Source organism: Atopomonas hussainii, assembly GCF_900109735.1.
Lineage (GTDB): Bacteria > Pseudomonadota > Gammaproteobacteria > Pseudomonadales > Pseudomonadaceae > Atopomonas > Atopomonas hussainii.
This window is the reverse complement of sequence record NZ_FOAS01000005.1, coordinates 186,036-199,244: the sequence shown is the minus strand read 5'-3', so window position 1 is coordinate 199,244 and position 13,209 is coordinate 186,036. Positions and strand designations below refer to the sequence as shown.

Annotated in this window: 14 protein-coding genes; 8 read left to right on the top strand and 6 right to left on the bottom strand. The window is 60.0% G+C overall.

Annotated features, from left to right (window positions below; all coding sequences use genetic code 11):
• Positions 1 to 66 precede the first annotated feature (66 nt).
• On the top strand, positions 67 to 1,005 hold the full coding sequence (locus BMX80_RS06640) for a helix-turn-helix transcriptional regulator (protein WP_175474884.1): 939 nt from the start codon (positions 67 to 69) through the stop codon (positions 1,003 to 1,005).
• Between the two features lie 55 nt (positions 1,006 to 1,060).
• Here the strand turns inward: BMX80_RS06640 and BMX80_RS06635 are convergent, their stop codons facing one another.
• Positions 1,061 to 1,912: a crotonase/enoyl-CoA hydratase family protein gene (locus BMX80_RS06635; protein ID WP_074866574.1), complete on the bottom strand. Its 852-nt coding sequence runs from the start codon at positions 1,910 to 1,912 to the stop codon at positions 1,061 to 1,063.
• Positions 1,913 to 2,037: 125 nt separating this feature from the next.
• Here BMX80_RS06635 and BMX80_RS06630 point away from each other — a divergent pair, with 125 nt between their 5' ends.
• Positions 2,038 to 2,658 carry a TetR/AcrR family transcriptional regulator gene (locus tag BMX80_RS06630; protein WP_074866571.1) on the top strand — a complete coding sequence of 207 codons (621 nt, stop codon included), beginning with the start codon at positions 2,038 to 2,040 and terminating at the stop codon, positions 2,656 to 2,658.
• On the opposite strand, the gene BMX80_RS06625 is transcribed toward BMX80_RS06630, so the two are convergent.
• Both BMX80_RS06625 and BMX80_RS06620 read right to left on the bottom strand, forming a co-directional pair.
• Positions 2,641 to 2,859: a DUF3820 family protein gene (locus BMX80_RS06625; protein WP_071870537.1), complete on the bottom strand. Its 219-nt coding sequence runs from the start codon at positions 2,857 to 2,859 to the stop codon at positions 2,641 to 2,643. The two genes, BMX80_RS06630 and BMX80_RS06625, sit on opposite strands and share 18 nt — an antisense overlap.
• Positions 2,859 to 3,974, bottom strand: coding sequence for an ATP-NAD kinase family protein (locus tag BMX80_RS06620; RefSeq protein ID WP_074866566.1), 1,116 nt, complete (start codon positions 3,972 to 3,974; stop codon positions 2,859 to 2,861). Before BMX80_RS06620 ends, BMX80_RS06625 begins: the two co-directional genes overlap by 1 nt.
• Positions 3,975 to 4,198: 224 nt before the next feature.
• Here BMX80_RS06620 and BMX80_RS17815 point away from each other — a divergent pair, with 224 nt between their 5' ends.
• Positions 4,199 to 4,375, top strand: coding sequence for a PA1571 family protein (locus tag BMX80_RS17815; RefSeq protein ID WP_175474883.1), 177 nt, complete (start codon positions 4,199 to 4,201; stop codon positions 4,373 to 4,375).
• Positions 4,376 to 4,378: 3 nt separating this feature from the next.
• Here BMX80_RS17815 and pdxB read toward each other — a convergent pair whose 3' ends face one another.
• Both pdxB and BMX80_RS06610 read right to left on the bottom strand, forming a co-directional pair.
• Positions 4,379 to 5,539: a 4-phosphoerythronate dehydrogenase PdxB gene (gene pdxB / locus BMX80_RS06615; RefSeq protein WP_074866563.1), complete on the bottom strand. Its 1,161-nt coding sequence runs from the start codon at positions 5,537 to 5,539 to the stop codon at positions 4,379 to 4,381.
• A complete protein-coding gene (locus tag BMX80_RS06610; RefSeq protein ID WP_074866661.1) occupies positions 5,539 to 6,054 on the bottom strand; it encodes an elongation factor P hydroxylase in 516 nt (171 codons plus the stop codon). The genes pdxB and BMX80_RS06610 overlap by 1 nt, the downstream gene beginning before the upstream one ends.
• A 97-nt stretch (positions 6,055 to 6,151) precedes the next feature.
• On the opposite strand from BMX80_RS06610, the gene BMX80_RS06605 reads away from it, so the two are divergent.
• From BMX80_RS06605 to BMX80_RS06595, 3 genes are all read left to right on the top strand, one after another.
• The gene (locus BMX80_RS06605; RefSeq protein ID WP_074866560.1) at positions 6,152 to 7,537 is read left to right on the top strand and encodes an MATE family efflux transporter; all 1,386 of its coding nucleotides are present in this window, start codon (positions 6,152 to 6,154) and stop codon (positions 7,535 to 7,537) included.
• A 3-nt stretch (positions 7,538 to 7,540) separates the two neighbouring features.
• The gene (locus BMX80_RS06600) at positions 7,541 to 8,629 is read left to right on the top strand and encodes a DUF3080 family protein (protein WP_074866558.1); all 1,089 of its coding nucleotides are present in this window, start codon (positions 7,541 to 7,543) and stop codon (positions 8,627 to 8,629) included.
• Between the two features lie 69 nt (positions 8,630 to 8,698).
• Complete coding sequence (locus tag BMX80_RS06595) at positions 8,699 to 9,442, top strand: substrate-binding periplasmic protein (protein ID WP_217641965.1); 744 nt, start codon at positions 8,699 to 8,701, stop codon at positions 9,440 to 9,442.
• Positions 9,443 to 9,625: 183 nt separating this feature from the next.
• Here BMX80_RS06595 and ahr read toward each other — a convergent pair whose 3' ends face one another.
• The gene (ahr, locus tag BMX80_RS06590; protein ID WP_074866555.1) at positions 9,626 to 10,630 is read right to left on the bottom strand and encodes an NADPH-dependent aldehyde reductase Ahr; all 1,005 of its coding nucleotides are present in this window, start codon (positions 10,628 to 10,630) and stop codon (positions 9,626 to 9,628) included.
• A gap of 201 nt (positions 10,631 to 10,831) precedes the next feature.
• On the opposite strand from ahr, the gene BMX80_RS06585 reads away from it, so the two are divergent.
• Together BMX80_RS06585 and BMX80_RS06580 are read left to right on the top strand one after the other, a co-directional pair.
• Positions 10,832 to 12,493, top strand: a complete 1,662-nt coding sequence (locus BMX80_RS06585) for a GGDEF domain-containing protein (protein WP_074866552.1) — start codon at positions 10,832 to 10,834, stop codon at positions 12,491 to 12,493.
• Between the two features lie 68 nt (positions 12,494 to 12,561).
• On the top strand, positions 12,562 to 13,143 hold the full coding sequence (locus tag BMX80_RS06580) for a DJ-1/PfpI family protein (RefSeq protein ID WP_071870544.1): 582 nt from the start codon (positions 12,562 to 12,564) through the stop codon (positions 13,141 to 13,143).
• Positions 13,144 to 13,209: the final 66 nt, after the last annotated feature.

The window sequence follows — 13,209 nt, the reverse complement described above, 5'->3', positions numbered from 1 at the left end:
TTGCCCCACGCCGCGCCACTGCGCATAGTAGCCACAAACGAGTCGTGGCTTATGGAGCAAGCGCCAATGCGCAATGCCGCCCCCCACATGCTGGCGCCGGAGTACGCGCTGTTAAAGAACCTGCCGCGCCACCAGCGCAAACGGTTCGAGACGGCGCTGCAACTCATGCACTCGATGCCAGGCTCGACGCTGGCCTGGCAGGAGGTGGCCAAGCGTAGCGCCATCTCGCCGTATCATTTCCACCGTCAGTTCACCCGCGTATTTCATGAAACACCCGGCAGCTACCTTAGCCGCCTGCAGCTGCAATGGGCGGTGTCCATGCTGCTGGACAGCCCGCAGAAAAAAATCCTCGATATCGCCCTGACCTGCGGTTTCTCCTCCTCGCAGGCGCTGGCCAAGGCCTTGCAACGCGAGCTGCAGCACACCGCCAAGGCGATCAAAGCGATCGGCCAGAGCGGCACGTTAGATGAGCTGAGAAGTGTGCTCGAACCGCTGGCGCACCGCGTGTCGGCGGATCAAGCGCCGCTGGAGATCCAACTGGCGGAAAACCTGCCCTGCCGCCTGGAAGTCCTCGAGCGGCGCGCCCTGCGCCTGGAAACCCTGCCGGATATCGGCTTCGAAGAACTCTGCGAGCAACTGGGCGAAAAACTCTACAGCCGCGCCATCCTCACCCCGGTGAAGCTGCTCGATGCGCCCTGGGAAGACTGCATACAGTGGTTCGGCAGCTGGTGTAAGGCGACCACCGAGAGCGCTAAACATAAGCTGGTGCCGGCCGGCGAGTACCTCACCTGCGAGTGCTATATCGCCTCTGACATGGGCTACCTGGCCGCCCTGGAGGGCATGGAGAAACAGGCCGCCAAGCTGGGCGTCAACCCCGACTGGGAGGGCCTGTGCGTCGAGCAAGTGCTCGAGCTGGATGACTCACTCAGCGGCGGCATCGTGCTACGTGTGGAGATCCCCATTAGCCGTGCCGAAACGGCACCAGCCCCTGACAACAGCCCATAAACAAAAACCCGCCAGGCGTGCACCAGGCGGGTTCAGCAGCGCAACGAGTTAGCGGTTACTCGCTAAACACCTGCTTCACCGGGAACAGGTTGTCGAACTGCGGGGCTTGTTTGGTCACTTTGGCTTGGAAGGTTTTCATCATGTCGTTGGGGCGGAACATGCCCGACTGCCACGTGGCCATGTATTTAAGGCTGTCTTCTACGCTGTGGTCGCGGCTGTAGTTGAGCATTTCTTTACAGCCGGTGACGGCCAGCGGTGAGTGGGCGGCGATTTGCTTGGCGATGGTCATTACCGCATCGAGCATGGCCTCTTGGGTTTCGTACACTTCGTTCACTAAGCCGTGAGTCTTCGCTTCGGCGGCGCTGAATTTGCGGCCGGTGTAGGCCAGCTCACGCACCACGCCCTGCGGGATCAACTTAGGCAGGCGCTGCAGAGTGCCCACGTCGGCGGTCATGCCCAGTTCGGTTTCTTTAATGGTGAAGTAGGCGTCGGCAGTGGCGTAGCGGCAATCGGCGGCGCAAACCATGTCTAGCGCGCCGCCGATGCAGCCGCCTTGAATGGCGGTTAACACCGGCAGGCGCACTTCTTCCAGCGAGCTTAAGCAGGCTTGCAGCTGCAATACGGTGCGGCGCAGGTTTTCGCCCATGCGGCCTGGGTCGCCGGTCATGGGTACGGTTTTCGGGTTGGTGAATACGCCCAAATCCATACCGGCAGAGAAGTGTTTGCCGGTGGAGGAGATCACGATCACGCGCGCTTCGCCGCTGGCTTCGATGGCGCGCACGCATTGCGGCAGCTCCAGCCAGAAGTCAGTGTTCATCGAGTTCAGCGCCTCGGGGCGGCTTAACTGTACGTGGGCGATATGGTCGGCCAGCGTGACCTTAAAACTGTTGAAGCTGAAATCTGACATGCGACACCTGTGGGTAGTGAAGATACGTTGAAGTGAAGGCAAGGGGTTGACGGCGTCAAGATAGAGGCGCCATCCTGACACTGTCAAGTACACTGCCGCCCATTGAGTTTTGGATTGCCCGCGTCATGCCTAGCCTCAGTAATGATTACCATCATGGCAACTTACGCCACAGTCTCATTGAAGCCAGCCTCGATTTGATTGACCGCGAAGGCCTAGAGGCCCTGTCATTACGGCGACTGGCCGAAATGGTTGGGGTATCGCGCCAAGCGCCCTATCATCACTTTCGTGACAAGCAAGCGCTGCTGGCGGCGATTGGCGAACGCGGTTTTGTGCAGCTCAACTGCAATCTGCAAAAAGTGGTGGAAGACGAAAGCGCGCCACTGGATCAGCGCTTGTACCAAGCGGTGCTGAACTATTTGGACTTCGCTTTAGCCAACCCGGCGCTGTACGAGCTGATGTTTGGCCGCGTGCTGTGGCGTGAGCAAGATGACCATCAAGACACCCACGATTTTCAGCGCTACGCCAAAGACTGCTTTCGCCAGTACGTGCGCTTGTTTGATCTACTTAAAGCCCAAGGGCTACTGCCAGAAACCGACAACAGTTTGCGCTTGGCGCAATTGCTCTGGGCCGCCATGCACGGGCTGGCCAAGCTGGCCGGCGACGGTTTATTTGTGAAGCGCGAAGACTTGGCCGAGATCGCCCGCTATACCCTCGCCCGCTTTCGCCCATCAACGCCGCTGCAATAAGGGCTTGAGCAGGCCCTCTAGGCCATTGAGCTTCACCTCGTAAATCAGTGCTAACTGCTGGCCAAGCTTGCCCTTGGGAAAGCCTTTGCCGTGCATCCACACCAAATACGGTTCGGGCAATTCCAGCAAACGCCGGCCGGCGTATTTGCCATAGGGCATGATTTGGTTGATGGCCGCGAGCAGTTCTTCATTGGGCGCCATTAGAGCGCCTCCAGCGGGTAGAGCAGCTCTTCGCGGTAACCGGCCCACACTTTTAGCGCGCTGGGCAGACTGCGATCTAGCTCTGGATCGCCGCTGTCTACCCTAAACGGCTGGCCTTCTAGGGTGGTGAGTTTGCGTTTGGTGGCGATCACCCGCAGGTTATCCAGCCCGACCGCACGCACCACGCGCGGGCTGATCTGCTGATTGCCGCGGCCCAGCACATGGCCCTGTCCGCCAATCACAGTGACCAACAACTGTGCGGCGTGACCGTCGACCAGCGCAAACAACTGCGCCTCGGTGACATCGCGGGCGATGATGGCGCCGTCTTGCAGCACGTCCACGCCCAGCAAGGTGGTGTCATGCCCGAGCAGCGTGGCTAATTGATGCAGCGTCGAGCCGGGGCCCAGCACGTAGCGCACACCGGGTTCTAAGACTTCTGCAAGCCACTCGGCCAGTTCTTGCAAGACCAGCTCTTCGCTTTCCACCCCGCCCTGTTTCACCTGCTGCAAAAAGCCGCCTTCGGTGGGTACACACAGTTCACCGTAATAGCGGCTGCCGACTTTGCCGGCGCGCAGGGCGTCTTCGTCGATATCGCGCACTTCGCCTTCGGTGAGGCGCACCAAGCCGCCTTGCAGCAAGCGCAGCGCCAGCTCGCCCGCCGCACGCGGGCTTACCGCATACACGCCGGACTGAATCTTCACCCCAGCGGGAATGCCCAGTACCGGCTGCCCGGCTTTCGCCACGGCGCACACGTCACGTGCAGTGCCATCACCACCAGCAAACAGCAGCAAGGCCACGCCAGAGTGCTGCAATTGCTGCACGGCAGCCTGGGTGTCGGCAGCGGTGGTTGGCCCGGCGTGCGGCGCGCTGAGCACCTCGTAGGTGAAGCCCATGCTCTGCAGCAAGTCAGCGCCCATGGCACCGGGATAAGTGAGAAAGCGTAAAGAAGTGCGCAGCGGCAGCAGCAGCTCTAGCGCCACTTGCGTGCGCTGCTGGGCACGCGGCTCGGCACCGAGGGCTTGTGCGGCTTCGGCCATGCCGTCGCTGCCCTTGAGCGCCACGCTGCCGCCTAAGCCAGCCAGTGGGTTAATGATCAGGCCCAGAGAAATGCTCATAAAAAATGCTGAATCCTGTTGTTTTCATGCGTAAACGGTCTGAGCAATCCCAAGCAGAGCCGCTTAACTGAAAAGTCCGTAGCGGCGCCGATAAGCCGCTTTACAAAGCGTTACATGACGGTGGTGTCTTTTTGCTGTCACCACGCAGTCATAGTTAAACCAGAGACTACACACACCCGCCAAGACGGGTGGTCAACAATAACCTGATGACGGATATCCAGCTCATGTCGTACTGCCAAACCGCCAATGCCAGCACTCCCGCCAACGCCCAAAGCGCTGAATCACTGGGCTACTTGCTCGACGAACAAGGCCGTGAACTGCCGATTACCGAAGCGATGATCCAGCAAGCCTGCCGCGAGATCGAAGCGCAGCACTTGGACATCGCCCAGCTGCGCCAATAAGCCTTACAAGGTTTCTACGCTACAGCCCAACGCCTTAGCCAGCTGGTTAAGGTCAGCCGAGCTTTGCCGGGTGAACAGCTTGATGCCGGGTATTTCGCGGCGCACCGGGTAATGTTTGCGCAGGGCATCGAAGGCGCCGGCGCGCTCGCTGTCGGGCAGGCGTAAGTGGCGGCGAAACGCGGCATCGTCACGACGCGGGTCGTACACCGCGCGGCTAACCGTGCTGAGCAAGGCTTCAAACTCAGCTTTGCCGGTGATCCGCAAGCCTTTCAGCCAATGCTCGGGGATCACATTGGCCAGCGACTGGCGCGGCTCAATGCCTAAGTGCTCGCACAGCGCCAGATAGACCATTTCTGTGCCGCGCATGCGCCCATCCAGGCTATAACCGGCAATGTGCGGGGTCGCCAAGTGCACCCGTTTGGCCAGCGCGACATTCACCTGCGGCTCGTTTTCCCACACATCCAGTGCCACCCACAGATCGTCTTGTGCTGCCAGGCGCGCTTCTAGGGCTGCGTTATCCACCACCGCGCCACGCCCGGCGTTGATCAGCCACTGCCCAGCACGCAGTTTGTTGATGCGTTCGGCATTTAATAAATGCCACGTGGGGTGCTCGCCTTCGCGGGTTAGCGGGGTGTGCAAGCACAGCACGTCGACGTCATCGATCAGCGTATCCAGCGGGTAAAACTCGCCGTCTTCTTGCGCGGCGCGCGGCGGGTCGCAGATTTTCACCTGCCAGCCCAAGGCCTTCAGCACCTTGTGCAAGGTGCCCCCCACGCGCCCGGCGCCAACAATGCCGATCACTTTGTCTTCTAGCTCATCGCCGGACAGCTCGGCCAAGTGCAGCAAAGCGCCGAGCACGTAATCCACCACCGCGCGGGCGTTGCAGCCCGGCGCACTGGCCACGCGGATGCCCGCCTCGGCCAGCCACGGCAAATCCAAGTGGTCGGTACCTATGGTGCAGGTACCGACAAACTTCACTCGGCTACCGGCCAGCAAGGCCTGATTGACTGAGGTGACGGAGCGCACCAGCAGCACATCGGCATCGGCAACGGTCGCGGCCGTCATGTCGCGGCCCGGCACGCAGCGCAGCTCGCCGAGCTCGGCGAAAAAGGCCTCGGCCAGCGGGATGTTTTCATCGGCAACGATTGTGAGCGATGTGCTCATTACAAATCCTCAATACGAAAAGCCTGCGGCTCAAACAGCGCGCGGGTTTGGTAAAAATTCAGCAGTGCCTCAATAAATAGCCCAGCACGCTGGGGAAAGCCCTGCTGCCAATAGCGCTGCACTTGTGCATGCACGGCACGGCGAAATGGCATGGGGTCGCAAGCCTCGCCACTTAGGTTGTCCACACTGACGCGAAAGCCTAGCCCAGCGGCGCGGCTAAACAACCATTCCAACGCTTGGGGTTTGACTTCAACCTGCTCAAAAGCCGCTTGCTGCTCGGCATTGCGGCCATCGGGGCAGTACCAGTAGCCGTAATCTTCTTGCTCACGACGCTGCGGGCCGGCGATGCACCAATGGGCAATCTCATGCAGGGCACTGGCGTAAAAGCCATGGGCATAGACGATGTGATGCTGCGCCTGACTGGCGGTGGCAGGCAGATAGACAGGCTCGTCGGCGCCGCGCACCAGCACAGTGTTGTAACGCGCGGCAAAACACTCGGCAAAAATAGCGTGCAAATCTGCAAGCTGATGTCCGTCTAAGACAACCCCGGCCGGCGCTGCCTGCGTACAATGCGGCGCTTGCATCTTCTGTTGTCTTATTGAGCCATCGGCCATGCCTGCCCAAACCCTTACTGTTAGTCGTAGCGCACGCATCTTAAAGGAAGTGCGCGAGCTGCTCATCCTCGCCTTGCCGATTATGGTGGCGCAGTTGGCCTATACCGCCATGGGCTTTGTCGATGCGGTGATGGCCGGGCGCGTGTCTGCCGCCGACTTGGCCGCCGTGGCGCTGGGTAATTCGGTGTGGGTGCCGGTGTATTTGTTTATCAGCGGTGTGCTGCTGGCGACCACCTCCGCCGTGGCGCGGCATTTTGGTGCTGGCCAGCACCGCGCGATTGGCGAGGTAGTGCGCCAAGCCCTGTGGTTGGGCTTAGGCCTGGGTCTGCTGGGCGGCACGTTGCTCTTTAATGCACGCCCGGTGTTGCTGCTGATGCAGGTGGATGCTGAACTGATCGAGCCCACCTTGGGTTATCTGCAAGCGATTGCCGTGGGGCTGCCGGCGTTAGGCATCTCGCTGGCGTTGCGTTGTTTCAGTGACGGCTTAGGCCACACACGGCCGAGCATGGTGTTTGCGGTACTGGGTTTATTGCTGAACATTCCCGCCAACTACGTGTTTATCTACGGCAAATTGGGCCTGCCGGCGATGGGCGGCGTGGGTTGCGGCTGGGCCACGGCCTTGGTCATGTGGCTAACCGCGCTGTGCTTTATCGCCTGGACCTACTGGGCGCCGGCCTATCAAGCCAGCGAAACCTACCAACGCTTTAGCCCACCACGCTGGCAAGGCTTAAAGCCACTGCTCACGGTCGGCACACCGATTGGTGTGGCGATTTTTGCCGAGGCAAGCATTTTTTCGGTGATCGCCCTGCTGATCGGCAGCTTAGGCGCCGTGGTGGTTGCCGGGCACCAGATTGCCCTGAACGTCAGCTCGATGATTTTTATGATCCCCTTCTCACTCGGCATGGCCAGCACCGTGCGCGTGGGCCAAGCCTTGGGTCGTGGTAACCCGCTGCAGGCGCGCTTTGCTGCGTGGATCAGCCTTGCCACGGCACTGACGTACGCGTGCATCTCCGCCAGCTTGATCATGTGGCTACGCGACAGCGTGGCAAGCATCTACACCACTGACAGCGCGGTGATTACTCTGGCCGCCAGCTTGTTGGTGTTTGCCGGCTTGTTTCAGTTTTCCGATGCGGTGCAAGTCACCGCCGCCGGGGCTTTGCGCGGTTATCACGATACCCGCGTGACCATGCTGATTACCCTGTTCGCCTATTGGGGCATTGGCTTGCCACTGGGCAGCGCCTTGGGCTTAACCGACTTACTCGGCACGGCGCGTGGCCCTGCCGGTTTATGGATGGGCTTAGTCGCCGGGTTAAGCATGGCCGCGGTGCTGTTGGCGTTTCGTCTCAACAAGATTGCCGGACGCGAGATACGTCGGGCATCCTGAGGCATGCTCAAGCGCCTGCTTAATCCATTTCTGATCAGCCTGTTGGTGGCGAGTGGTCTGCTGCTTGGCGGCTGCCAACCCAGCGACCCCGCCGCCGACCTGCAAGCCGATTACTTAAGCCGCATGGCGCGCGCCCTTGAACAAGCGCCGCCGCCAGCGTTTGATCGCCAGCTATTGCTCGCCCTGCGCCCACCGGCCAAGCGCGAATTGCGACAAAGCGCCGCCGACAGCCGGATTAGCCTGCTTAACCTGTTGGTCGACACCGCCGATTGCCCGCGCCTGCGCGTGCTGATTAGCGAGCGCAACAGCGTGCTGGGTAAAGTCATGCAGCCTAGCCATCAGCTGGCTTACGAAATGGCGCTGATCGACGAATTACAAGGCTGCTTAACCCATACCCGCCCCCACACCCGCAGCAACGACTGGCACAGCGAATTAACCAGCCTGCTAAGGCGCAAACAACAAGAGCTGCCGCTGCATTATTGGAACCTGTTTGCCAGCGACGAACTACGCCAACAACTGCGCTTTGCCGAGCACGGCACGCCACCCAATGTTAACCAGACCCAGTGGCTAGACAGCCTAACCAGCTTGGCCGAGCTCGGTGAACAACTGCACAGCATGCCCGCGCCCAGCGCTGCCAGCTTAGATGCCCTGCTGCAGCCGTTAGCCAACACCGAGGCCGGCGGCCAATTGCTGCACAGCTTGGTGCGCCTGACCTACACCCTGGAACAAGGCACTCAACTGTTAAGCCAACGTGCCACCGACAAACCGCTGTGCCCCATCGGCAAACCCACGCCACAAGCGCGCATCGTGCAAAACGTGATGGTTAAGTACTACGCCGGGCAGTTGCAGCCTTACTTAGCGCAAGTCAGCCAACAGGCGCAGCAATGGCACACCCAGCTAGCGCGCTTGCGCCGCTTGCCTAACGCGCCCTTAGCCCTGCAAGGCTACTTGGCTGAACTCGACCAACGCTGGCAGCGCTTAGAACACGCTACCCAAGCGCATGTACAGGCTTGGCAAGACACCCTGCGCAGCTGTCAGTTAGCACCCGGGCAATCGGGCTGGCAAAGCTCAGCGCCAATCGACCAACGGTAGCGCCAGCGGCAGCCAGCCCTGACAGACGACCTATGCTTAGTGAGCACCCACTAAGCCATGAGGTTGATTATGTCGATGCGCACTCGCTTGCTCGTTCTCTTGCTGGCGCTGCTACCCCTGTCCAGCTTTGCTGCGGAGGTAAAAATCGCTAACGGTGAATGGTCGCCTTACTTATCCGCAAACCTGAAGAAAAACGGCTTTGTTTCCGACTTGGTCAGCCAAGCCTTCGCCCGTGAAGGCATGACCGTGAAATACACCTTCCTGCCTTGGAAGCGTGGCTTCGAAGACACCAAAGCCGCCAAACTGGACGCCTCGATTGTGTGGAGTAAAACCGCCGAGCGCGAAGCCGACTTCCTCTACAGCGACCCCGTGTTAGACCTGCAAACCGTGTTCTTTTACAGCGCCAGCAAAGGCTTCGACTGGAGCGACGCCGCCAGTTTAAAAGGCAAAAAACTCGGCGGTGTAACCGGCTACAGCTACGGCTTTGAAGACGAAGAAAAAACCGGCGCGGTGAATATCCAACGCATTTCCAGTGCCGAAGCCAATTACACCAAGCTGGTGGATGGGCGCATCGATGCCGTGCTGGAAGACTTAGACGTCGGCCTTGAGATGGTGCAAAAAATGGGCTTGAGCGACAAAGTAAAACACCACGACAAAGCCGTGGTGACACGCCCCTATTACTTGATCGTGTCGAAGCAGGCAGCCAATGGCCAAGCGATCATCGATGCCTTCAACAAAGGCCTTAAGGCCCTGCGTGAAGACGGCACGTTTGACAGCATCTTGGCCGCCTCACGCGCCGGTGAGTATCAGTAGCAAACCAAGAGGGCGCCTTGCCAGACTGTGTGAAAACTACTGCACTTGGCTATGCGGCGTTAAAAACAGGCTCAAAATGCTCATTTACTACACGTAAACTGCGCTTTTTCGCCTGTTTTTGCCTTGCCTAGCCTGCGCTCGCGACGTTTTCACACAGCCTGTTGCGCCCTCTTCTTACTATCGCTAGTCGCGGTCCAACACCACCCGATAACGGGCTTGGCCAGACTCCACACGGGCCATGGCCTCGTTGATTTGCGCGAAGCTGTAATGCTCGGTCTGTGCCTTGATGTTGTGCAGCGCGGCAAAAGCCAGCATCTCGGCCATCACTTTCGGACTGCCCACCGGCGAGGCTGAGACCGAACGCTGGCCCATCAGCATCGGGAATACCTGCAAGTTGAGTGGCTCCAGCGTAGCGCCAACCAAGTGCAAGCGGCCTTTGGGCTTGAGCGCGGCCACATAGGTGTTCCAGTCCAGCTTGACGTTAACCGTGGAGATAATCAGGTCAAACTGCCCTGCCACGGCCTTGAGTGCCTCAGGATCGCGGGAATCCACCACCTGCTGCGCGCCAAAGCTACGTGCCTCATCGGCCTTGCTTTGACTGGAGGTAAACGCGGTGACCTCACAGCCCCAGGCGCGCACAAATTGCAGCGCCAAATGGCCCAAACCACCAATGCCGACCACCCCCACCTTGTCGGTAGGCTTGATCGCAAACTGCACCAACGGGTTAAACACGGTAATCCCGGCGCATAACAGAGGCCCGGCCGAAGCCATATCGAGCCCATCCGGCAGCGCCACCACACTGGCCGCCTGCGCGCGGACTTTGTCGGCAAAGCCGCCGTGGCGACCAATAATGGTGCCCTTGGCTTGCCCGCACAGGTTGTGATCGCCACCCATGCAGGTCGGGCATGTCATGCAATACCCCGACTGCCAACCCAAGCCCACGCGCTGGCCCACGCGCAGGTGCTTAACGCCCTCGCCCACTACGCTCACGGTGCCGACCACCTCGTGCCCCGGCACGAAGGGATAGCGGCTCATGCCCCACTCGTTCTGCCACATGGATAAATCGCTGTGGCAAATACCGCAGTGCTTAACCGCAATCTCCACCGCATCGGCCGCCAAAGGGCCTGGCTCATAGCTGATCGGGGCAAAAGCGGCCCCGGCTGATTCGGCGGCGTAGGCAGTGATCATGGCGCTCTCCTGTAGGTGCAAAAGCCTAGAGCATAGCCGCAAGCGCCCTGCGCAGGCGCACTATCGGCCTGCTGAATAAGGCGTTACGGCGCAGCACGACCGGCTGTCTGCCGGTAATGGCCCCGCAATAGCACCAAGCCATCACTCATGGCATAGTTCCCGCATAGAAAACGCCATAAATAACAACGTCAAATAATTGCCATGAACAGCGCACTGTTGTGGGTAACCGTTGCTCTTATTGTGCTTGCCAGTGGCGCCGGGCATTTCTATTACGCGCGCCTACGCCGCTTACAAATGCTGCAGCGCTGGCCGGAAGCCCTGCTACTGGTCAACAAGCAAGGGCGTATCTTGCTCAGCAATGCGCAGGCGAGCTACCTGTTGGCGCTTTCGCAAAGCCAACTGCAGCAACAAAACCTCGAACAACTGGTAGGCCCGCAAAGCCTGCAAACCGGCGCTTGGCTGGTGCGTTTGCAGCACGCCCAAGGTGCACCACTGCATGTGCAATGCAGCCTTTGGTCACAGCGCCAACAGAGCTATCTACTGCGCTTACGCCCGCTTAATGAAGCCGAATTGGCCGTTCCAGAACTGCGCCTAAGTCACGACTTGCTGCAACGCAGCGCTTTAGATGCCGGCATTGCCGCCTGGAGCTGGGATCCACACAGCAACGCCCTGCACTGGAGTGATCAGGTGTTCGCCTTGCTAGGCCTAGACCCGGCAAACTTTACCCCCACCTACGAACATTACCTCGCCTTAGTGCACAGCGATGACCGCCAGCGCTACCACGCCGCAGCCCAAGCAGCCCTGCATGACCCGCAGCCGTACAGCATTGAGTACCGCATTATGCGCCCCGATGGGCAGCAGCTAACGCTGCTGGAACACAACCAAATGCAGTTCGATGCACAAGGCACGCTGCATAACGTGTGGGGCACCATCACCGACATCACCGCGCGACAATTGCTAGAAACACGCCTGAATCTTTCTAGCCTAGCCATCGACGCCTGCACCCAAGGCGTACTGATTTGCGACCACGACTATCGCCCGCAACTGGTCAACCCAGCCTTCTGCCGCATGACCGGCTTCCCCAAAGATGCCCTGCTAGAACCCGGCTGGAGCATGCTTAGCCACAGCCGCGAAAGCCCCGAAGACAGCTTGGCCAGCCTAGAAGAAAGCCTTGAGGGTGACCGCTGGTATGGCGAGCTATGGCTGCACGGCATTAAAGGGCGTAGCCGCTCGGTATTGGTGTCCCGCACGCTGGTGCGCGACGAGCAAAGCAAGATTACCCAGCGCATTTATATCTGTACCGACATCACCCAACTCAAGTTGCAGCAAGAGCAACTGCAGCTGCTGGCCTATCGCGACCCACTGACCGGCTTGCCCAACCGCCTGTTATTCGACGACCGCTTGCTGCAATCGCTGCAATACTGCCAACGTCAAGAAAAGCCCTTGGCGCTGGCGTTTATTGACCTCAACGGCTTCAAAGCGATTAACGACCAGCTGGGTCATAACGCCGGCGACAAAGCCCTGTGCGACGTCGCGCAAACCCTGCAAGCCCTAGTGCGTGAAAGCGATACGGTGGCGCGCTGGGGCGGCGATGAATTCGCCATACTGATGCCCGCTTGCGGCGAGCCCAGCGCCACCCTAGAGCGCTTAGAGGCCATGGCCCACAGCCTGCGGCAACAGCATCAAGACGGCGACGGCAACCCGTTAATCATCAGCGCCAGCATTGGCGTGGCCTTCTTCCCTGCCGACGCCACGCGCATGGAAAGCCTGCTCGAATTAGCCGATCAGCGCATGTACCAAGCCAAACGCAGCGGCCAAATGCTGGTCACCAGCGATACCCCCCTGCCCGAGCAGCCCGCGTAGGCACCCGGTATTACCCGGCGCTGCATCCTGCGCGCAGAATGGGGCCTCCACACACGGAGGACTCCCCCATGCCCGCGAAAAAAATCCTCATGCTGGTTGGCGATTACGCCGAAGACTACGAAACCATGGTGCCCTTCCAGGCCCTGCAAATGGTTGGCCACACCGTGCATGCCGTATGCCCCAACAAAGCTGCCGGCGATAGCGTGCGCACCGCCATCCACGACTTTGAAGGCGACCAAACCTACAGCGAAAAGCCCGGGCACAACTTTGCCCTGAACGCCGATTTTGCTGCGGTTAAAGCCGCCGATTACGACGCCCTGGTGATCCCCGGTGGCCGCGCACCAGAATACTTGCGCTTAAACGAAGACGTGCTGGCCATCGTGCGCGAGATGAACAGCGCCGGTAAGCCGATTGCCGCGGTATGCCACGGCGCGCAACTGCTTTCTGCCGCTGGCATTTTGGAAGGCCGCGCGTGCAGCGCTTACCCCGCCTGCGCCCCGGAAGTGCGTGCCGCACATGGCGAGTACGTCGACATTCCCGTCGACCAAGCCCACCGCGATGGCAACCTGATCACCGCCCCCGCATGGCCAGCGCACCCCGCTTGGCTGGCACTGTTCTTAGAAGCGCTGGGCACTAAGATCAGCCACTAAACCTGCTGCGCGCCGCCTTAAACCCACGGCGCGCGGTTTTGCCCTAACGCACTGGCTGTGCCACAG

Bases quoted from the DNA above. Each gene is read 5' to 3' on its own strand.
- BMX80_RS06640 (WP_175474884.1), top strand. From the start codon at position 67: ATGCGCAATGCCGCCCCCCACATGCTGGCGCCGGAGTACGCGCTGTTA.
- BMX80_RS06635 (WP_074866574.1), bottom strand. From the start codon at position 1,912: ATGTCAGATTTCAGCTTCAACAGTTTTAAGGTCACGCTGGCCGACCAT.
- BMX80_RS06630 (WP_074866571.1), top strand. From the start codon at position 2,038: ATGCCTAGCCTCAGTAATGATTACCATCATGGCAACTTACGCCACAGT.
- BMX80_RS06625 (WP_071870537.1), bottom strand. From the start codon at position 2,859: ATGGCGCCCAATGAAGAACTGCTCGCGGCCATCAACCAAATCATGCCC.
- BMX80_RS06620 (WP_074866566.1), bottom strand. From the start codon at position 3,974: ATGAGCATTTCTCTGGGCCTGATCATTAACCCACTGGCTGGCTTAGGC.
- BMX80_RS17815 (WP_175474883.1), top strand. From the start codon at position 4,199: ATGTCGTACTGCCAAACCGCCAATGCCAGCACTCCCGCCAACGCCCAA.
- pdxB (WP_074866563.1), bottom strand. From the start codon at position 5,539: ATGAGCACATCGCTCACAATCGTTGCCGATGAAAACATCCCGCTGGCC.
- BMX80_RS06605 (WP_074866560.1), top strand. From the start codon at position 6,152: ATGCCTGCCCAAACCCTTACTGTTAGTCGTAGCGCACGCATCTTAAAG.
- BMX80_RS06600 (WP_074866558.1), top strand. From the start codon at position 7,541: ATGCTCAAGCGCCTGCTTAATCCATTTCTGATCAGCCTGTTGGTGGCG.
- BMX80_RS06595 (WP_217641965.1), top strand. From the start codon at position 8,699: ATGTCGATGCGCACTCGCTTGCTCGTTCTCTTGCTGGCGCTGCTACCC.
- ahr (WP_074866555.1), bottom strand. From the start codon at position 10,630: ATGATCACTGCCTACGCCGCCGAATCAGCCGGGGCCGCTTTTGCCCCG.
- BMX80_RS06585 (WP_074866552.1), top strand. From the start codon at position 10,832: ATGAACAGCGCACTGTTGTGGGTAACCGTTGCTCTTATTGTGCTTGCC.
- BMX80_RS06580 (WP_071870544.1), top strand. From the start codon at position 12,562: ATGCCCGCGAAAAAAATCCTCATGCTGGTTGGCGATTACGCCGAAGAC.